Source organism: Desulfoluna sp. CYM3A (assembly GCF_056829965.1).
This window is the reverse complement of sequence record NZ_CP186556.1, coordinates 2,957,952-2,978,336: the sequence shown is the minus strand read 5'-3', so window position 1 is coordinate 2,978,336 and position 20,385 is coordinate 2,957,952. Positions and strand designations below refer to the sequence as shown.

Sequence of the window (20,385 nt, the reverse complement as noted above, 5' to 3'; positions counted from 1 at the left end):
TTATTCGTTGGGGCGTGACGACGGGCTTGTGCCTGTCGGGGCTGGCCCGCCGGTGTGTTTGAGATGGCGCGAGAGGGTGTCCGTAAGGGAGGCGGCCCCCTCGAAATCGTATGCCAGGATCGCTTTTTCCATGGCGGTGATCAGTTGCGTCATGTCGGAATCCGGCCGGGGGATACGGGCCAGGTTTTCCTGGACCTTCCGGAAACACCCCTCTGAGGCCACGGGATCGAATTGGGCCAGGTGGCCGGCCAGTTCGGGCAGCAGGGCCAGGGCTGTTTCCGTGGGCGAGGACGGACGGGGGCGCGTGACGGGTGTGGCGTTGCCCGGGGCTGTGGTGTTGCCGATTCTTCCGGCGGAGTCCAGCACCACGGCAAGGGAGGCCTCCACCAGGTGGAAACTCTCTGCGATATGGCCCTTTTCCTCTTTTTGGATGGCCGTCTCAAGGGATTTTGCGGCCAGCATGAGCTCCCCTGCGGAGATGTTTCCGGCCACGCCCTTCAGGGCGTGGACGCTTCGGCCGGCCTCTTCGAGGTCTCCTGCGGCCATGAGCTTTCTGAACTCCGTGAAAAACGGTGTGTACTGGGCTTTGAATTCCTGAAGGATCCGGACATAGGTGTCCCAGGAGCCCCCCAGCCGGTGGACCCCTTCCTCCAGGTTGAGGCCGGGAAGGGTAAAGGAGAACTCCCGGCGGGAGGGGGCTTGGTCGGACCGGCGGGCGTATCGGGCTCCCAGCTTCAGGGCTTCGGTGAGGCGGATGTTTTTCCGGATGACCGAAAAGAGGCGGGTTCGGTCGATGGGCTTGGATATGTAATCGTTCATGCCTGCGGCCAGGCATTTTTCCCGGTCCCCGTACATGGCGTGGGCGGTCATGGCGATGATGGGCAGACCGATGCGTTTCAGCTCGTTGCGGATGACCCGGGTAGCCTGGTAACCGTCCATCTGGGGCATCTGGATGTCCATGAGCACCACGTCGTAATTTTGTGTCTTTATCTTTTCAACGGCCTCGGTACCGCACTCGGCCGTGTCGATGAGGGCCCCGGAGCCCTGGAGCATCTCGGTGGCCACCATGCGGTTGATGGGGTTGTCCTCCACCAGGAGAATGGAGACACCGGAAAACTCGTCGCTGGGGGAGGGGTGCCGGGTGGTGTCGTTTTTCTGGGTGGACTCGTACCCGAAGATCTCCATGATGGAGTCAAAGAGCAGGGACTGCTTGATGGGCTTGAGCAGGAAGCTCTCCACCCCGAGCTGCTTGGCCCGCTTGATCTCAAACTCATTGCCCAGGGCGCTGATAATGATGATGGGGGGCGCATCCGATCGTTTTGTCTCTTTGATCTGCCGGGCCACTTCGATGCCGTCCATTCCCGGAAGCCGAACGTCCAGGACCACCAGGTCGTAGGAGCGGCCCTGGTCGGCACCCCGGCAGAGGCGAAGGGCCTGCTCCCCGGACTCGGCCAGGTCCGTGCGAAACCCGAAGGACTCCATGTACCGCTTGATGACCATAAGGGTGGATGGGTTGTCGTCCACGATGAGGGCGCACATCTCGCCCATGGTGGGCGGCAGGGTGGGGGTGGCCGTGACGCTTTCGGGCACCACCTTGAACCGGGCGGTGAAGGAGAAGAGGCTGCCCTTGCCCCGCTCACTTTTCACCCAGATGTCCCCTCCCATGATGCGGACGATGTTTCGGCAGATGGCAAGACCCAGGCCCGTGCCACCGTATTTACGGGTGGTGGAGCCGTCTGCCTGGGCAAAGGCGTTGAAGATATCGTCCGTGCCGCTTTCAAGGAGGGCCGGGTCAATGCCGATGCCGGTGTCCCGGATTTCAAAGAGGAGGGTGGCCCCGGATCCCTCCATTTCTTTTAGGGAAACGCGGATGCAGATCTCTCCTTCCTCGGTGAATTTAAAGGCGTTGCTGATGAGATTGGAGAGCACCTGCCGCAGACGCAAGGGGTCGGCGATGAGCTGCCGGGGGATCCTGGGATCGATGTCGATGATGAGCTCCAGCTGCTTTGCCATGTTCTTTTCAAGGAACATGTCGGTGCTCTCGTCGATGAGTTCGTGCAGGGAAAAGGGGATGCTCTCAAAGGTGAGCTTTCCCGCATCGATCTTGGAAAAATCGAGGATGTCGTTGATGAGCTCCAGAAGGGAGAGGGAGGAGCTGCGGATGATGCCTATATACTCCAGGCGTTTTTCCGTGTCGATCTGCTTTGTGAGCAGATCGGACATGCCAACGATGGCGTTCAGCGGGGTTCGGATTTCGTGGCTCATGTTGGCCAGGAACTCGCTCTTGGCCCGGGTGGACTTGTCCGCCTCCTCCTTGGCCCGTGTGAGTCGTTCGTTGGCCCGGATCAGCTCGGCGGTCCGCTCCTCCACCCGTTTTTCCAGGTCGTTTCGTGCCTGGGCAAGGGCCTCTTCAGCCCGCTTCCGGTCGGTGATGTCCCGGGCCACACCCCGGAAGCCCGTGGGTTCCCCGTGCTGGTTCCGGATGAGGGTGGCGGAGATGGAGAGGACAGCGGACTTGTTTTTGCCTACCATTTCATAGTCGCTGATCTTTCCGGGGATGCCGGTTGTGTAGATGGTGCTGAAGACGTTGAAGAGTTCGGCGGCGGTTTTTTTGCTGGTGTACGCCTTGTAGTGGAGGCCCATGAGCTCTTGGCGCGTGTAGCCGGAGATGTCGCACATGGAGTTATTGAAGAAGATGAGCTTGCCGGCCAGGTTCACCTCGAAGAACCCCTCCTGGATGCTGTCCAGAATGGTCTGGTAGGAGCTTCGGCTCTTGATGAGCTCCTCTTCGTAGGTTTTGCGCTTGGCGATCTCTTCCCGGAGCTTCCGGTTGGCCGCCACCATCTCGGCGGTTCGGTTCTCTACTTTCTCTTCCAGCTTGTCCCGGTACTCTTCCAGTTCGGCCTGGCTGGTGATCTGCCGGGTGATGTCCCGGAGAAAGGTCAGAGTCGCGGGGCGCCCGTTCCACAGGATGCCGGAGGAGCGCAGGCGAACCACACCGAAGCTGTCGTCGGCTTTGACGGTGCGGAAGGTGTACTCGGAGAACCCTTCCCCTGAGGCGTCTCCAATGGTGAGGCGGTAGCTATCAAGGACTCTTATGGTGTCGTCGTGGTGGATGAATTCGGCGATGGGGTGGCCGATGATCTCCCGGGCCGGAAGGCCCAGGTGCTGTTGCACCTTGCCATTGGCAAAGACAAAGCACTCGTCCTGAATGACCACCACGCCGTCGCTGGCGTGTTCGACCATGGCGTCTTTGACGGCAAGGGAGGCACGGGCCTGGTTCAGCTCCGCCTCAAGGCGCAGAATCATCTCTTCCGGTGTCTCATGTCGCGTGGGGTCTGGCAACGGATAGCCCTCCGGTGAACGCCTGCCCATTCACCTTGATTTCATCATCGAAGCAGCCGGGAGGCAGAAAGCGTCGGTGCTTCCCCGGGGATAAGGAAAAACAGGCGTGAGCAATGTTTATTTTTACAGCACTGCGTTTATCGTTACCGTACCTTTTCTCCAATTACAATGGCCCGTTTTTTGCGGACTGTTCCTTCTCTGCGGACAGGAACTCTTGCCTGATTTATTTCCCTTTGCGGGCTAAAGACGAGGGGTGGGTGGACTCGATGTAGCGCTTGACTCCCTTGACGATGCCGTCGCAGATTTTCTCCTGATAGGCGGAGTTGCCAAGGCGCTTGCACTCCCGTTTGTTGCTGATAAAGCCTGTCTCCACAAGGATGGCCGGCATGCGGGCACCCAGGAGCACATAAAACGGTGCCTGCTTGACGCCTTTGTTTTTGATGTTTCCGTAGCTTCCCTTGAGGTTGGCAACTAGGGAACTCTGGACGTACTGGGCGAGCCTGCTGGATTCGTTGATCTTGGCGTTTTTCATCAGGCTGTTTAAGATGGTGTGCAGGTCGCTGATGTTTTTTTCACTGGTGGCGTTTTCCCGGGCGGCAACGTTGATGGAGGCCCGGTCCTTGGCCAGGTTAAGGAAATAGGTCTCCACCCCGTAGGCCTTTCTGTTTCGGGAGGCGTTGGCGTGGATGGAGATGAACAGGTCGGCCCGCTTGCGGTTGGCAAAGGTGGTGCGCTCGTCCAGGCTCAGGTAACGGTCGGTGCTGCGTGTGAGAATCACCTCGCATTTGAGTTCCTTGCGGAGCTTCACGGCCAGGCGTTTGGCAAGGGACAGGACAATGTCCTTTTCGGCAACCCCCTTGTAATACCCCGGGGCTCCGTGGTCCTTGCCGCCGTGACCGGCGTCGATGACGATACGCCGGACGCCCAGGGCCAGCTGACGCGCCAGGTCGTCGGGGGTGATGAGATCCCCTGGATCTTTTCTCGGTGCCCGTGGCGAGGGGGCGGGGGTTGAGGGTTTGCTGCTCCAGATGTCCACCACAATGCGGTCCGGCTTTTTCAGGGAGAACACCTTGTAGTGGCTGAAATTGACTGCGTCCACCACCACCCGGACAGTGCCGGGTTTGAAAAGGCCGGAACGGACCTGTTTGACCCTGGGATCGTTGGGAAGGGTGATGCTCGTTTCCAGCTTTTTCTCCGCGTGCCCCTTGATATCGATCCAGATGCGCTTGGGGCGCTTGTTTTTCGGGTCGTGACGCAGCATGCCGTGGGTAAAGGCCAGGGACCCCTTGGTGTCCAGCACGATGCGGGTGCGTGAGGGAAGGGAGCCGTAGCGGATGTGGGTGACGGCGCCGTCGGTGGCTTTTTGAGGGGCAGGCGAAACCACGGGTTTGTTGGCTTTCCGTGTCTCGGAGGCCTTGACGGAAACGGGCGGGGCCTTGGGTTTGGCCGGTCTGGCCGCGGGTTTGGGAAGGCGCCTCAGGAGCTTGGTGGCCTCATGGCTGTAGCGGCTGGAGCCGAAGGCCCTCGCCTGGGTCAGGAGGCTCCGGGCGCGTTCGAGGTCGGAGCGCTTGCCGGAGTATTTTTCCAGTTCGATGTAGAGTTTGCCGGCCTGGTAGAGGCCTGCCGGGGCCCAGGGCCCTCGGGTGTCCTTGCGCCAGGCGTCGAGGTATTTGTTGGCGCAGGTTTCCCATTTATCACGCCTGTTTTTCCAGGAGGGGGTCTTCAGGAGTTTGCGGTGATAGGATTCTGCAGCGTGGTATGCTTTTTTTGCCTCGTCCCGTGGGGCCGCCCCGGCCAGGGGGGCGGCAAACAGCATCGGCAAAAGAAACAAGAGCAGGAGACAGGCCACGGCAACGGCCCGAGGAGTGCCCAGGGACCGTATGGGGGCATCTGTTTTTTTGTGGATCTCTCTGGTCTGCTGCACCCGATCTCCCACTTCAGCTCTTTGATTCCTCTTCGGACAGGGTTTTCAGTTCGTTGAGCAGGGCCAGGGCCTGCAAGGGGGTGGTGGCGTTGATGTCCACCGACCGGAGTTTCTCAAGGACCGGATTTTCCCGTGACGGGAAAAGGGCCAGCTGGACAAATCCGCTCTCTTTTTTTCTGGCTTTCCCGCTCTTTTTGGGCGGCTTTGCCTTTTTCTCAGGGAGGCCTTCTCCCAGGCGCCGTCCGAGGTTTTTCTGGTCGCCGTTTTCATCGCTTTCGATGACGGAGAGTACTTTTTTGGCCCGTTTGATGACGGTCTGGGGAACACCGGCAAGGCGTCACCCGATACATAACTCTCTGAATACTACGCCTTCAACCAGTTTTCGCAAAAAAATGATGTTTTCGTTCCACTCTTTCACCGCAATGTTGAAGTTTTTGACCCGGGGCTTGAGCCCTTCGAGTTCCGTCAACTCATGGTAATGGGTGGCAAACAGGGTTTTGACACCGGCTCCCGAGAGGTCGTGGAGGTACTCGGCCACGGCCCAGGCAATGCTGAGGCCGTCGTAGGTGCTGGTGCCCCTGCCGATTTCATCCATGATGATGAGGCTGTCGGAGGTGGCGTTGTTGAGAATGTTGGCCGTCTCCTCCATCTCCACCATAAAGGTGCTCTGCCCCTGGGAGAGGTTGTCCAGGGCGCCCACGCGGGTGAAGATGCGGTCGGTGACGCTGATAACCGCTTTTGCCGCCGGGACAAAGGAGCCCAGCTGAGCCATAAGGGTGATGAGGGCCACCTGCCGGAGGACCGTTGATTTACCGGCCATGTTGGGGCCGGTGATGAGGATCACCTGGTTGTCCGTGTTGTCCAGTCGGATGGAGTTGGGGACGTATCGCTCGGCGGTGATCATCTTTTCCACCACGGGGTGGCGCCCGTCCCGGATGTCGATGATGCCGTCGGTGGTGATGGCGGGCCGTGTGTAGCCGTTGTGGTCCGCAATCTCGGCCAGGGCCAGGAGCACGTCCACCCGGGCGATGAAGCGAGCAGCCGAGGCAAGGTCTGCGTTTTTCTGGGTCACGGAATCCCGCAGGGAGCAGAAAATCTGGTACTCCAGGGTGCTGCGCCGCTCTTCGGCGTGGAGGACCTTGGTCTCGAACTCCTTGAGCTCTTCGGTGATGTAGCGTTCGGCGTTGACCAGGGTCTGCTTTCGGATGTAGCTGTCGGGCACCTGGGCGGACTGTGCCTTGGAGACCTCGATGAAGTACCCGAAGACTTTGTTGTATTTGACCTTGAGGGAGGAGAGGCCGGTCTTTTCGCGCTCCGTCACCTCCAGCTCGGCGATCCAGCTCTTGCCGTCGGTGGTGAGGCGGATGAGCTCGTCAAGCTCTTCGTTGAACCCTTCTTTGATGATGCCGCCCTCCTGAAGGGTCAGGGGGGCGTCTTCCCGGACGGCTCGCTGGAGCAGTTCGGCCAGCTCGGCAAGGCCAGCTGCGTTGCCGTCGAAGCGGTAAAGCTCAGAGCCGAAGTCCGTGAGCTGTTCCAGAAGGCGGGGCAGGGCCACAAGGGAGTTCTTCAGGGCGGTGAGGTCCCTGGCGTTACCCTGGTTCATGGCGATACGCCCGGCAAGTCGCTCCAGGTCAAAGACCCCGCTTAAGTCCTCCCGGGCCAGGCTGCGGCGCGTCATGTGCTCTTTGGCCTCGGAGACGGCGTCCAGTCGCGCTTCGATGGCCTTGGGTGCCAGCAGGGGCGAGCGTACCCAATTTTTGAGGAGGCGGCCCCCCATGGCGGTGACGGTCTTGTCGATGGTGCCCACAAGGGTCCCTTTTCGGGAGCCGTCCCGTAAGTTGGCGATGAGCTCCAGGTTCCTGAGGCTGGAGTCGTCCATGACAAGGTAGTCGTCCAGGCCGTAGGTCTCAATGCGGTCGAGGTGTTCGATTTTCCTGAGCTGGGTCTCGCTGACATAGGAGAGGATGGCACCTGCTGCGCCCACCCCGGCCTTGAGCCCTTCGCACCCGAATCCTTCCAGGGAGCGGGTGTTGAACTGATCCGTCAGGCGGCTCTTGGCGCCCCTGTGGTCGAACTCCCGGTCTTCCAGGTAGGTGAAGGAGCTGGTTTGCAGGGCCTCTTTCAGGGGATCCATGTCCCGGTCGATGCGTAGGGATTCGGGAAGCAGGACCTCCGAGGGGGAGAGCTTCACCGATTCATCAAAAAGGGCGGACAGGTCCGAGGTCTCGCAGAGGCGAAAGGTGCCGGTGGAGATGTCCAGGCAGGCCAGCCCGGCAGCCCCGTTGTTCCGGTGGATGGAGAGGATGAAGTTGTTGCTCTTCTCATCGAGAAGGGCCGAGTCCAGGATCATGCCCGGGGTGACAATACGGGTGACGTCCCGTTTGACGAGTCCCTTGGCCGCCTTGGGGTCCTCCACCTGTTCACAGACAGCCACCTTGAGCCCGGCGTTGATAAGGCGGGCGATGTAGCTGTCCGCTGCCTTGGCCGGGACCCCGCACATGGGGATGGGGTTCTCGGATTTTTTGTCCCGGGAGGTGAGGGCAATCTCAAGGACTTTGGACGCTTTTTCCGCGTCTTCGAAGAACATCTCAAAAAAGTCACCCATACGGTAAAAAAGGATCGCGTCCGGGTGGTTGGACTTGATCTCAAGATACTGGGCCATCATGGGTGTGGGTTTGTTTTGCGTCATGGTTGTCTTGTTTGGGTGCCGCTCCCCGCGAAAGCAAACGCCGCGCTCAGTGGCGCGGCGTACATGGCTTTGGGACGGATTACTACAGGGCATCCCCGGGGCGGAAGGCTTTATGGCGACGGTACGCCGATGCCTCTTCTGCCGGGTGATTTCCCGTGGGGTTCAGGTTAAATCTGGGCGAATAATCAGCTCTGTGAGGACTCGGATTCCAGAGCTTCGGGGGCCTCTTCAACGACTACTTCTGCCTGGGGCTCGGGGGCTTCCACGGGGCGACGCTTCAGAAGATCCATCTCACCGCGGAGGGTGGAGATCTTCTCCTGCTGGGAATCGATGACCGCGTTGAGTTCCTTGACCATCTTGCTGGATCGAAAACGGGCCATGAGACCGGAGGTGTAGGCCAAAAGGAAGCCCAAAAGGAAAAAACCGAGGAAGTAGAGGCCGTGGGCGATGGCCGGTGACTGGTAGCCCCACAGTTTGAGGTCCACGGAAAGAGCCTCTGTGGGCAAAAAGCAGAAAGACCCGATTCTGATAGGCTACGACAAACAGTGCGACAAGTATCAAGAATATCAGAGCAAATTTAAGTTTTTTCATGGTTTTCTCCTGGTGTCGTGCCCGGTTTTTTTCCGTCGGCAGGTTTTTTGAGCCTGCGTTTGGGGCGCGGTCCGGCACAATGTGGCGGACGGGTTCGGCGAATCGGCAGGCAATTCGAGAAAGATACTGTTGGATTCACATAAACTTTTTGATTGAAAAGTTCAACCTTTTTTTCTCCTGAAGGGCTTGGGCGGCGGGCTTTTTGGGCCGCAAGCCATGGCTCAGAGCCGCACGAGGTCCAGGGCTCCCCAGAACCCGATACGGGAACCTGCCACAACCACAAGCCCTTCCACTCCGGGGATGGTTTTTCCAAATTCGACGGCCCCGTCGATGTCTTTTTCACCTGTAACCCTGTTCCCGATGGACGTGGCCGCCGCATCGGCAAGGGCGCCGGATGGGGAGACCACGCATACGGCGTCGCTTTTCCCGAAGCTCAGGGAGTGGCCCACGGTGCCGGAGGAGGTGCAGACGGCAAAGGGCGCTTGCACATCCTTGAAGGCCAGGCCCACCTTCATGGAGAAGGGCGAGTCCCCTGCGTGGAGGGCCACGGTGGTGTCTCCTTTGACGGCAATGAAGGTGTCCCCGCCGTTTTCAACGATTACCTCGGACGAGTGGGGGAGCAGGGCCCTTGCCACAGCCTCGGAGAGGGCGCCCGCCACGGCGGCCATGGGGCCGACCCCTGCCTTTTGGCATGCATCGGCCATGGTGCGGACCAGGGCCGGGGCCGGGCCGGTGACCGGTACGGGGACCAGGGAGGTGGCAAAGTCCGGGTGGGTTTCGATCCATGTCTCCAAAGGGGTGCGGGCATCCAGGATGGCCCGGACAGCTTCGGCGGTGAGGTCACGGCAGGCGGAAATGGCCAGGTCGGTCTCCTTGACCGTGGCCCGAAAGGTGGTGAGGCTCTCCCGAGTGCAGAGCTTGCGATAGGTTCGGTTTTGATAAAGGGGGTTTTCGTTGCTCATGGGATCTCTATGGTGACGGGGTGAGATGAATGACCTTCGGGCGGAGTTCCTCCGGGCAGAGGCGCAGGAAGTAGGTGTCGGTCATGCCCGAGATAAAGTCCCGGACCACCATTTCGGCCGGGGTGGTTTCCAGGTAGGCTGTGGGCATGGTGCGGACAAAGCCCTCCATGATGAGGGAGCCTTTGCGCTTGCTGCGCAGGTCGTCCAGGCAGGTGTCAAAGACCAGAGAAAAGAGCTGGGAGAGGTTTCCCAGGTGCTCCTTGATGGCCGGGCTTCGGTAGATGCGCTTGAGGTTGAATGTCTTTAGGGCCTTTATGGCCTCTGCTGCCTCGTCGGAGTAACGGATCTCCCCTTCGGTGCTGTGGGTGATGACGTCGGTGACCAGGCTGTAGACGATGGTGCCGTTGGTCTCTCCCAGGATCCGGGTGCAGGGCTTCGGCAGGTCGCTGCGCTTGATGATGCCCAGGCGGATGGCGTCTTCGATGTCCCGGCCGATGTAGCTGATGGTGTCCGCAAATTTGACCACGCACCCTTCAAGGGTCAATGGCGCCGGAGCAAACCGCTCGCCCTGGCCCAGTCGGTGCATTTCGTCGTCCAGCTGGGCAAAGGTCTTGTGCCGGTCCGGGGAAAGGGGAAGGTCATGGCTTTCGCCGTTGTGGCAGAAGATCCCGTCCAGGGTCTGGAGGGTGAGGTTCCAGCCTTTCCCCTCTTTCTCCAAGGTGTCAAGGCATCGGACGCTCTGGATGTTGTGGCGGAAGGGGCCCAGGCCCGCCTGCCTGGAAAGCTCCGAGCTGTCCTCTCCCCTGATGGCCGAAGGGGGCGTGGCCGATGTCGTGGCCCAGGGCGATGGCTTCAATGAGGTCTTCGTTGAGCCCCATGGCCCGTCCCACGGTGCGCGCAATGCGGGAGGCCAGCTGCACGTGGAGCACCCGGTGGGTGAGGTGATCGTTCTGGATCAGGGAGAAAACCTGGGTTTTGTCGATGTATCGGGTGTAGGCCTGGGAGTTGATGATCCGGTCCACATCCACGGCGTAGGCGGGGCGGTAGCCGGATGCTTCGGCGGAATCGGGCTGGCGGCGAAGGGCGTTGGTGGACCTGGCGGCAAGGGGAGACAGGGTCTCTTCCACGCGTTCTAAACGGCGTCGGATTGTGGTGCCGGATGGGTCCATGGGTTGCAACCGTTGGTGTGTGGGCTGACAAGCGGGCGTACCGGCCCGGAAACAAGCCGGGCCGGTACGCGTCGATTTTACAGCTGCTTGACGATTTTTGCGATCACGCCGTCAAGGGCTTTGGAGAATTCGTTGGACTTGTTCTTGGTGAAAATGGGGGTGCCTGCATCCGAGGCTTCCACCACCTCCGGGTCAAAGGGGAGGGTGCCCAGGAAGGGAATGCCCATCTGGGTGGCCGTGGTCTGGCCGCCGCCGCTCTTGAACAGGGAGATCTTGGTGTTGCAGCCGGGGCAGGAGAAGGGGCCCATGTTCTCCACAAGGCCCACCACGTCAAGCTTCACGGTCTGGCAGAAGTTGATGGACTTGCGCACATCGGCAAGGGCCACTTCCTGGGGCGTGGTGACCACGATGGCCTTGGACTCGGGGATGGTCTGAACCACGGTGAGGGGCTCGTCGCCGGTTCCCGGAGGGGCATCGATGACGAGGAAGTCAAGGTCACCCCACTCCACCTGGCTGACAAACTGCTGGATCATGCCCGCTTTGGCCGGTCCCCTCCAGATAACGGCCTGGTCGGCTTCGCGCATCAGGCACTGCATGGTGATGACCTTGAGGTTCTCACCCTTCTGGGCGGGGATGAGTTTTCGCTCTTCGTTGATGTCGAGGAGCTCGCTTAAGCCCATGATCTGGGCAATACTGGGGCCGTGGAGGTCCACATCCATGAGGCCTACCTTGAAGCCCTTGTCGGCAAGGCCCACGGCGAGGTTGGCGGAGATGGAGCTTTTGCCCACACCACCTTTGCCGCTCATGACAAAGAGTTTGTTCTTGATCTTGGAGAGGGTACCCTTGATCATTCTTTCCTGTTCCTGGGCGGCATCGGTTTTTCCGCCTTTGGCTTTTTTAGCCGCATCCACACTGTCGTGAATCATGGTGCTCAACACTCCTTGTGAGTTCAGTCTGCGGGCTTGCATGTGGTGCTGGTGTTCGGCCCGCGGGTCATGAGGTCACCGGACTGATCGTCCGGGCTTTCACACTCTCCACGAGCGACACATGGAATGCACACGCCGTTTCGTGGGGACTGTAAAAACAGGGTCGCCTCCCCTGCCGTCCATCAGGGGAAGACTCAATATAATGCAAATCAGGATTTCTTCAAGGTGTAATGGGCGAGATATTTTTTTACCTGATCTGTTTTGGGGTGGCTAACTTGTTTTGTTTTCTTTAGTCTGTGTTGATCGTGTTCCTTGTATTTGTGAGCGATCCCCTGTAAATCAAAGACAAAGGAAGGGTGCCGGACCGTCATGTTCACGGTGCTTTTTTTTATCGCCATTTCCGGCTCGCCTTTGGCAAGCCGCATATATGTTCCGGTTGTATGCCGACTCTTCGTTTCTTTTTTTAGGTGCAGATGCTGACTATGGATAAAAAGACCATCGAACCGGGTGCCTTTGCGGCGCACTCCATGGCGTTGACGGTGCTGGGCCGTCTCAGGGATAAGGGCTTCCAGGCCCTTGTGGCAGGCGGGGCTGTGCGGGATTGCCTCCTGGGGCGTCCCGTACGTGAACTCGATATTGCCACCAACGCCTCCGCCCTGGAGGTGACGGCGCTTTTTAACGGTGCGCGAGTGGAAAAGGTGGGCCGCAGTTTTCCCCTGGTCCTTGTGAACGGGGTGGAGGTGGCCACGTTCCGCGGGGAGAGCCTTGAAGAGGACCTTTTTCGGCGGGACCTCACCTTCAATGCCATGGCCTGGTGCCCGGATACCCATCGGGTCATCGACCCCTGGGGGGGCGTCGGGGACCTGTCGAAGCGCATCGTCCGCTTTACAGGTAACCCTGTGGAACGAATCCGGGAGGATCCCTTGCGCCTGTTGAGGGCGGCGCGGTTTGTGGCGGAGCTTTCCGGGACGATGGCAGAAGAGAGCCTTGATGCCATGGCCTCCGAAGCAGGCCTTATGGCCGACGTGGCTTCCGAGCGGATCCACCATGAGATCCTCAAGGCCATGGCAGGAGAGACGCCGTCCCTGTTTTTCGAGACCCTGAGGCAAGGCGGGCTTCTTCCGTATCTCTTCCCCGAGATGGAAAAGAGCGTGGGCCACGACGGGGGCATTCATCACGACGAGACCGTGTGGGAGCACATGATGATGGCCACCGACGCCATCTCGCCAAAATTCCCCTTGCTGCGGCTTGCCATGGCCCTGCACGACGTGGCCAAGCCACAGTGCGCGGACACGGGCAAGAACGGCATCCGGTTCCATGGCCACGAAAAGGCGGGTGAGCCCCTGGTGGACGCATACCTGGAGCGCCTGGGGTTCAGCAACCAGCAACGGGCCTATGTCTCCAAGATCGTGCGCCATCATATGCGGCGCATCGATGCCGATTCCACCCCCAAGGCCGTGCGTCGGATCCTGCGGGACCTGGACGAGAGCAGCCTGCACTGGCAGGACTGGATGCGCGGGGTCTTCGCCGACGGCAAGGCCAACAAAAAGAAGCGGGGCGGATACTCCCTTGCTGAAATGCGGTTGATGGTGGGCGCCGTGTACGCCGAGATCTCCCCCAAGAAACAGAGCGCCTTTTCCCTGGCTCACCTGGCCGTCGGCTGACCCCGACCACCCATGGGGCGGGGCATTCCCCAGGGCCCCTGCGTGGGCAGGGTCCTCAAGGCCCTCCTTGACAAGGTGATCGAATCCCCGGAGCTCAACACCAAAGAGACCCTGCTTAAAGAAGCAGCATTGTTGGCCGGGAAGCAGGCATAGCCTTGGATGGCTAAAAGCAGCCTTCTTATGGTCAACGTGAGTGGAGAAAGCAAGCCTCCGGGGGCCAGGTGGGGGCACTTGGAAACCCTATGGCGAATGCATGGAGGAATCCATTATGCCATCGTTCTCGGGGCATTCGCATGATGTGTGACATCTGGCAACCGTCTTTGCAGGAAAGGCCGATTTCATTCTTCTAAAAATACGATGAAGAACTTTGGGATTCGCCTGATTTTAACCAGAATAACTCCGGCGGTTAAGGTATTGCCTGAAATCATAAAGTTGGGTTTAATAAACAGGCCTTCATGCCTCGTCCGTCTTGGTAAAATCAAAACCTTGGGTAACTTGGACACGGTGCACAGAGTGCACCCTACGGGCTGCCGGGTTTTTGGGACAGTTTCAGCAATAAAATCGTCATGGCCCAAACGATGACCAAGACGCATCCGAAACCTGCTTTCAAGGTGGCACACCTTGCCGCATTTCTTAAACCCACCGTGGAACCTTTTGGCAATAGTCCCGGTAACTCTCCCCGAACAACTCTTCCATCAGTTTTTCTTCCCCGGAAATGACAAATCGGTACAGGACCACTTTAAGGGCCCAGATAAAGGGCAGGGTGGCGAGGTTTCCCAGGACCGCGCACCAGCCGGTCATGGTCATGAGAGCCACCACGTACATGGGGTTCCTGCTCTGGCGGTAAGGGCCCCGGACGACAAACGCCCTGGGGCGGGTAAAGGGGTGGGTGGGGGTATGTGCCCGCCGGAACTTTTGGACGGCATGCCAGAAGATCCAGAGGGCAGGCACCCAGAAGATGGGACCGGTAAGGTAAAAAGGGCTTTCCGGAAGCCTGAAGACCGGGAGCAGCCGATCCGTAAGAAAAGCCAGGCCGGCCATGAGGGTGAGCCAGACCGGAGGCCAGATTCGCAGTTGCATTTTAGGTGGTTCCTTTCTTTTGTGGGCGGAGTGTTTGCACATAGTGAGTAGTGAGTGGTGAATAGTGAGTAGTGAATGGCACGGTTTGAAGGCGTGCCACCCACGGGCGAGCGCCGGAGAATGTGAAGGGCGAAGCCCCGTAGCATTTGCGAATCTGGGTTCCAAGGGGTGGCTAAGCCACACGAAGATAGAGGCTCTTGGCTGCTGGAGGCAGTGCGGTTAAACCCGAACAACGGACAAGTTACGATAGCGTACCCTGACCCTTAAAGGATATGTGAAACAGCTTGTACAAACCACCAGCTTTGGTATCGGGCGAAGCCCGAGTCGAAGGCCCTTGCGCTTTGACCTGAGGAACGAAGGGCAAGCGCAAGGGCAATCAGCTTTCGAGGTGGCTCACCTTGCCGCCGGAGGCCTGCCTTTTCCCGTGACGTTGAATGTCCGGGCGCGGTTGATGACGGCGGCCAGTTCGAGTTTTCGAAAGGCGGCCAGGTCGCCCCTCAGGATGTCGGAGAGGGATTCGAGGCCCTTTGCTTCAACTGTGTCCATGACCTGGTCCAGAATGTCTGCCAGGGTACGGGAGCCGTCCATGAGGGGGGCAGCCATGGCCACGGCCTGGGCCAGGGCCCGGGTCTGGGAGGCCTCCACGATCTGTTCCACGTCGTCAAAGGTGATGCGGGTGGTGCCCAGGACCATTTCGTGGCGTCCGTAGGTGGTGATCTTGACCCGTCCCCGACGCTGTTCCAAAGGGATGCTTTTGGGGTGCGGGGTGCGGTGGGTCACGGGGCGCAGGGGGCCGGAGGTTTCCTTCACGCGGCCGTCGGCATTCTCTTTGGCGATGGTATGGGCTTTGTCGGTGACATCTTCCGGGGCGTAGTCCGTCATCTGGATGACATGGTCTGCCGTGGCAAAGTAGTCGCCGGAGCCGCCCATGACAAGGATGGTGGAGACGCCCTGGCGAGTGCGAAGTTCTGTGACCCGGTCAATGAAGGGGGTGATGGGTTCGTTTTCCGAGGCCACCAGGCGCTGCATTTTTTCATCACGGATCATGAAGTTGGTGGCCGAGGTGTCTTCATCCAAAAGGAGAAGCCGGGCCCCTGCCTCGATCCCTTCGGACACCGCGGCCTGGGAGGTGCTTCCGCTGGCGTTCTGGGTGTGAAAGGCCACGGTGCTGCGTCCGAAGGGGAGGTTGTTGATAAAAGGCGAAATATCGGTGCCTGTGATGCTTCGGCCTGTCGGGCGGCCCGGATCTTGAGGTCGGGGCCGGGTGATCACCAGCTCCCTGCGGATGCGGTCGTAGACCCCCAGCTCCAGGGCATTTAACAGGGTGGACACTTGTGTGGGAACCCGCCGCCGACGATGAGGGGCGACCCCTTCGGGGATGCCCATGCCCGTTACCGTGGGCAGTCCCACTTCGCACGCGCAGGGAGGCCGGGGAAGAGAAGGGAACGGCCCCTTTGCCCAGGGGCCTCGGGTCGATGCCGCTTGCCCGGGGGAGCAGGGCGCCGTCGGCCACAAAGGCCACCCGCCCGAGGCCTGGAAGCTGGGCCCTCAGGGCATCGGCGTCTTCGCAGCATGTCACGTGGGCGGTGAGGGCGGCTCGTCTGTTTTCTTTGAAGAAGAGAGCTTCTGTGGCAATGGCCGGAAGCTCGGAGAGAAGCATCTCCATGACGTCCCGCCCGGCGATGCGTCTTCCGAAGGCGGGCAGCCCGAGGAAGAAACGGGCCTCGAGGCTCGTCCGTGACGGACATGGCCGTGCGGGAGAGGACATCCCTGGGGGTGCTCGATGAGGATGAGCCCACCTTTGCCTGTGCCCCGGATTCCTTTGATTGTGCTCCGTGCGGTGCGGGCGAAGAGCCGGGTCAGGTAGTCGCCTGCGGCTTCGGCTCCAGGTGAAGCTGTTGTCAAAAACCGGAGGTGTCGCGGGTCGGACACGGACACGGAGGCGCGAGGGCTGCGGCAAAGGGATCCTGGACATGGTTTTTTTGGATATGAATGCCTTGAAGGCATAGGTGCCCTGAAGCTCTTTGTAAGCTTTGTATCCCTTGCCGTCGATACGGCGCAGGATGGTTTGAAGTGTCTGCGTGTCTTTCATGGGGGATCCGTTGTGTTGTTGGGGCGTGTTTGGCGCCTGATTGACCGGTGAGGGCGGGTGAGGCCTCTCCTGATTCGGTTACGTGTCAGGATACCCCAGGGGGATCCAACGCGCACGCAGGTTGCTGTTTGATTTGCACTGTGAACGTTGTTAATAAATCCGTTGACAGGCCAGGGGGGACACGGTACCACCCTGTAACGTTCTCCCTGTCATAACGTCTGTCATTCGGCCATCTCTCTCTCTCTCTCTCTCTCTTTCTCTGGTTTTACGCACATCAGAGTTTCCGCAATCACATCAATGAGTTCTTTGATGCCGACGACCCGGATATCGCCTACTACACAGCCTTTCAGGAGGTGTTCGGAAACGACGAGGTGATGGCTGTGGTCTTCAGGGACACGGATATCTTCACCCCGGAGAATCTCTCCTTTATCCGGCATCTCACCGATATCATGGAGCGGCATGCCGGGGTGCAGCGGGTGCTTTCCCTCACAAACGCCGAGGTGGCCGTGGGTGAAGAGGATACGGTCTCCTTCGACCCGGTCCTGCCCGACGGGGAGGTCACCCCCGAGGTGGCGGAGGCCTCCCGGGGGATGGCACTGTCCCATGAGATCCTTACCGGCCAGGTCATCTCCGCCGACGGCACCACCACCTGCCTTCTTGTGGAGCTGCTTCCCTTTGACTCCAATGAGGAGAAAGGCAAAGCGATTCGGTCCCTTCAGGCCGCAGCGGACGTGGTCTCCGGGGGGCGGCACCTCCGGTACTCGGGAGGCCCCTGTGTGGAGGTGGAGATCAACGCGTTGACAAGGCGCGACAACATGCTCTTTACTCCTGTGACCTTTCTGATTATCATGGTCATCGTTTATCTCATGCTGAGAAATGCGGCTTTGTCGCTTCTCGGTCAGGTGAACATACTGATCATTGTTTTATGGGGTGTCGGGCTTCTGGTGATGTGCGGAGAGGTGGTCAACACGGTGACGGTGGTGATCGCACCGGTGCTTCTGGCCATCTCCATTGCCGACTCCATCCATATCCTTTCCCACTACCGCACCCTGTACAACCGCAACGGCCGTGATCATCGGGCTGCGGTGAGGGAGGCGGCCCGCAACCTCTGGCGACCCTGTCTGTTTACCAGTCTCACCACCGGCATGGGCTATCTCTCCTTTGTGACCACAACGGTGAGGCCTGTGAAGATCGTGGGGGTGTTCACCGCCGTCGGCGTCATGATCGCTTTTTTCATGTCCGTGTTTGTCCTGCCTGCGTTTTTGATGGCGTGCCGCGCGGCTGTGGAAAAACGCCATGGGGACCGATTCCCCCTTGGCAAGGGGGCGCAGGATCCCGTGATCGGGATATTGACGCGGCTTGGCCGCTGGGTGGTGGCCCGCAGCGGGGTGGTGGTGCTTGCTTTTGTTGTGACGGCGGCGGGGGTGGGGTACGGCATGACCCGCCTTCGGTTTGATACGGACTTTGCCGCGTACCTCAAGGACGGCAACCGGGTAAAAAAGGACATTCGGTTTGTGGAGGGCAATATCAGGGGCACCGTCCCCGTTGAGATGGTGATCGAGGCGGCGGGCCCGGAAAGTGATTTTACCCACCCGGAGAGCATGAAGGTGCTTTCCGAGGTGGCGGAGGAGGTGATGGCCCATATGGCCGGGCAGTACACCCATGTGTTCTCTGCGGCAGATTATTTCGCTGAGATCCATGGCGCTTTTACCGGCGGAGACGGTGGAAAAGGGGCGCTTCCGGAGAGTCGCACAGACCTTCTGGATTATTACGAACTGGCAGACCCCGAGGTGCTGGAGCGGACCTTGTCTCCTGATTACCGGATGGCGCGCATCTCCTTTGCCTCCAGGTTCGGGTCCAACGCCAATGCCGAAAAGGTCCGGGCCTTTGCCGAGGCAAGGGTTGGGCAGATTCTGGGAAGTAACTACCGGTATCGGTTTACAGGGCTCTCGTCCCTTTACAACACCATGGACAAGAACCTGAAGATCAGCCAGATCAGAAGCTTCGGCACCGCCTTTGCCCTGATCTTCGTGATGATGTTTTTTGTGTGCAAGAGCCCGCTTCTGGCTCTGATCAGCATGGTGCCCAACCTGTTTCCCATCTGCACCACCCTGGGCATCATGGGGTGGGTCGGCATCCCCCTGGACACCTCCACCATCATGATCGCAAGCGTTACCATCGGCATTGCCGTGGATGATACCATCCATTTCATCACCTGGTTTCGGCGGAATTGCGAGGCCGGGCTCTGCATCCGGGAGGCCCTGGTGAAAACCTTTGGGGATACGGGCAAGCCCATCGTGATGACGTCTATGGTGCTCTGCACGGCCTATTTTGTGTTTATGACCGGGTCGGTGAAGCCCGTCATCGCCTTTGGGGCGCTGGCGGGGCTGTCCATGTTTTTTGCGTTGCTGGGGGATCTCCTGATCCTGCCGGCGTTGATTTACCTGATAAAGCCTGCGCTGTGCAGGGACGAGGCTCAAGGTGATGCCCCGGGGAGATGTGTCTGATGTGTTGTAGGGTTGTGGCCTGTGTTGTGCTGATCTGGGCCGTGTGTGTGGGGTGGGTGTTTCCGGTGTGCGCCTGGCTGCCGGAGGGTGTGGAGGCCGAGTGGACCTTCGGGGCCAAGAGCATGGCACCCTTGAACAATACGGATTATGTCGAAGACAGCATGATCAGCAACGAGGTGAGGCTGGAGGGGGCGCTTTTCTGGGCGGGGGAGGGGTTTTCTGTGTATGGGACACCTGAACTGCGGATCAACGATGCCGTGTTCAGTGATTCTCCGGGTGGGGAGATCCGCTACAGCGACAGCGGGACCACCCTCAGGAGAAACCTCACGTTGTCGTCGCGGGGAGTCGAGCTCTCGTTCCGGGAGCTTTATGTGGAAAAGGAGACGGACACAAGCCGCTGGCGGGTGGGCAATCAGGTTTTTGCCTGGGGCACCGCCGACTTCATCAACCCCACCAGTTACTTCAACCCCGAAGATCTCCGGGAACTTTTTCTGAAAGAGGAGGACGGTCTGCTGCAGGGGGTGCCTGCGGTCTCTATGCTGCGTTTTATCGGGGACTACTCTGTTGAGGCGGTTTTCATGCCCATGGGCGTTGGGCGGCTCAATGCCTGGGAGGGAGACTATTTTTACATCGATCCCGACAACTTCTCCCTGCCCGTGAAACGTACGGACAACGAAGAGCCCGATGTAAGCGTGGACAATGCGGGGGTGGGGATCAAGGCGTCCCGGAGCGTGGGCAGCTGCGATCTCTCGTTGAGTGCCTACCACGGCCCCGATCGTGAGCCCCTCATCACACCGGACCGGGTGATTATGGAACCGGGGGAGCCGGTGTCTGTGGTGGCCCGGTCTTTCCACGGGAATGTCACCTCTGTGGGGGCAGACGTCTCCGCCGACCTGGGGCAATGCGTGGTGCAGGCGGAAGGGGCGTGGAGCTTTGACAAGCAGGGGTATGTCACCCAGGACACAAGCAATCCGGCTGCCATGGTGTTTCCCTATGAGATTGTGGACTCCGGTTTCTGGTCGGTGTCGGCCGGGCTGAACTGGTTCCTTCCGGTGGTGGACTGGTTCCCCGCCCACGAGGGGGAGTCGGTGGTGACCCTGGAGGCTCATCGGTCGGGCTACACCCGCAATGGCCTTGGGGACCCTTTTTATGACGAAACCCTTGCCTTCCGATACCAGGACAGCTTTTTAAGCAGCCGGATTCCCGTCTCCCTTTTCTGGGTGATGGACGGGGATGACGAAGGCCAGATGACCTGGGCCAAGGTGGGGTACGACTTTCAAAACGGCCTGGTGGTGGAGGGTTCCCTGGTGTTTTATGACGGATCTGCCCCGGAGCTGAACGAGGTGGGATCCCCGTTCTGGTACCTGAGGGACCGGGACCTGTTCATGGTGACTTTAGAGTATCAATTTTAACCCAACCGGCTGTGTCCGTGTTGG

Annotated in this window: 15 protein-coding genes and 1 pseudogene; 4 read left to right on the top strand and 12 right to left on the bottom strand. The window is 59.7% G+C overall.

All coding sequences use genetic code 11. From position 1 onward, the window contains the following. The 9 genes from ACOYW1_RS15145 to ACOYW1_RS15105 form a co-directional block, all read right to left on the bottom strand. The gene (locus ACOYW1_RS15145) at positions 1–3,345 is read right to left on the bottom strand and encodes a hybrid sensor histidine kinase/response regulator (RefSeq protein WP_482423451.1); all 3,345 of its coding nucleotides are present in this window, start codon (positions 3,343–3,345) and stop codon (positions 1–3) included. A 223-nt stretch (positions 3,346–3,568) separates the two neighbouring features. Then, positions 3,569–5,269: an N-acetylmuramoyl-L-alanine amidase gene (locus ACOYW1_RS15140; protein WP_482423450.1), complete on the bottom strand. Its 1,701-nt coding sequence runs from the start codon at positions 5,267–5,269 to the stop codon at positions 3,569–3,571. A 337-nt stretch (positions 5,270–5,606) separates the two neighbouring features. Beyond that, on the bottom strand, positions 5,607–7,958 hold the full coding sequence (gene mutS, locus ACOYW1_RS15135) for a DNA mismatch repair protein MutS (RefSeq protein ID WP_482423449.1): 2,352 nt from the start codon (positions 7,956–7,958) through the stop codon (positions 5,607–5,609). A gap of 185 nt (positions 7,959–8,143) precedes the next feature. Further along, entirely contained in the window at positions 8,144–8,443 is a 300-nt protein-coding gene (locus ACOYW1_RS15130) for a hypothetical protein (RefSeq protein ID WP_482423448.1), read from the bottom strand. A 327-nt stretch (positions 8,444–8,770) separates the two neighbouring features. Next, a complete protein-coding gene (locus tag ACOYW1_RS15125) occupies positions 8,771–9,511 on the bottom strand; it encodes a UPF0280 family protein (RefSeq protein ID WP_482423447.1) in 741 nt (246 codons plus the stop codon). A 7-nt stretch (positions 9,512–9,518) separates the two neighbouring features. Continuing rightward, complete coding sequence (locus ACOYW1_RS15120; protein WP_482423735.1) at positions 9,519–10,097, bottom strand: hypothetical protein; 579 nt, start codon at positions 10,095–10,097, stop codon at positions 9,519–9,521. A gap of 136 nt (positions 10,098–10,233) precedes the next feature. Beyond that, a complete protein-coding gene (locus ACOYW1_RS15115; RefSeq protein ID WP_482423446.1) occupies positions 10,234–10,680 on the bottom strand; it encodes an HD domain-containing protein in 447 nt (148 codons plus the stop codon). 77 nt (positions 10,681–10,757) lie between these two features. Beyond that, positions 10,758–11,606 carry a P-loop NTPase gene (locus tag ACOYW1_RS15110; RefSeq protein ID WP_482423445.1) on the bottom strand — a complete coding sequence of 283 codons (849 nt, stop codon included), beginning with the start codon at positions 11,604–11,606 and terminating at the stop codon, positions 10,758–10,760. 209 nt (positions 11,607–11,815) lie between these two features. Beyond that, entirely contained in the window at positions 11,816–12,031 is a 216-nt protein-coding gene (locus tag ACOYW1_RS15105; RefSeq protein ID WP_482423444.1) for a hypothetical protein, read from the bottom strand. 48 nt (positions 12,032–12,079) lie between these two features. On the opposite strand from ACOYW1_RS15105, the gene ACOYW1_RS15100 reads away from it, so the two are divergent. Then, entirely contained in the window at positions 12,080–13,270 is a 1,191-nt protein-coding gene (locus ACOYW1_RS15100) for a CCA tRNA nucleotidyltransferase (RefSeq protein ID WP_482423443.1), read from the top strand. Positions 13,271–13,282: 12 nt separating this feature from the next. Next, a complete protein-coding gene (locus ACOYW1_RS15095; RefSeq protein ID WP_482423442.1) occupies positions 13,283–13,423 on the top strand; it encodes a hypothetical protein in 141 nt (46 codons plus the stop codon). A gap of 480 nt (positions 13,424–13,903) precedes the next feature. On the opposite strand, the gene ACOYW1_RS15090 is transcribed toward ACOYW1_RS15095, so the two are convergent. From ACOYW1_RS15090 to ACOYW1_RS15080, 3 genes and pseudogenes are all read right to left on the bottom strand, one after another. Next, the gene (locus ACOYW1_RS15090; RefSeq protein ID WP_482423441.1) at positions 13,904–14,350 is read right to left on the bottom strand and encodes a methyltransferase family protein; all 447 of its coding nucleotides are present in this window, start codon (positions 14,348–14,350) and stop codon (positions 13,904–13,906) included. A gap of 393 nt (positions 14,351–14,743) precedes the next feature. Continuing rightward, the gene (locus tag ACOYW1_RS15085; protein ID WP_482423734.1) at positions 14,744–15,760 is read right to left on the bottom strand and encodes a P-loop domain-containing protein; all 1,017 of its coding nucleotides are present in this window, start codon (positions 15,758–15,760) and stop codon (positions 14,744–14,746) included. A 52-nt stretch (positions 15,761–15,812) separates the two neighbouring features. Next, positions 15,813–16,442, bottom strand: a pseudogene (locus ACOYW1_RS15080) (ABC-ATPase domain-containing protein); the annotation flags it as partial. Between the two features lie 353 nt (positions 16,443–16,795). Here ACOYW1_RS15080 and ACOYW1_RS15075 point away from each other — a divergent pair. Both ACOYW1_RS15075 and ACOYW1_RS15070 read left to right on the top strand, forming a co-directional pair. Continuing rightward, entirely contained in the window at positions 16,796–18,949 is a 2,154-nt protein-coding gene (locus ACOYW1_RS15075; protein ID WP_482423440.1) for an efflux RND transporter permease subunit, read from the top strand. After that, complete coding sequence (locus ACOYW1_RS15070; RefSeq protein ID WP_482423439.1) at positions 18,949–20,361, top strand: DUF1302 family protein; 1,413 nt, start codon at positions 18,949–18,951, stop codon at positions 20,359–20,361. The genes ACOYW1_RS15075 and ACOYW1_RS15070 overlap by 1 nt, the downstream gene beginning before the upstream one ends. The last annotated feature ends 24 nt before the right edge of the window (positions 20,362–20,385 follow it).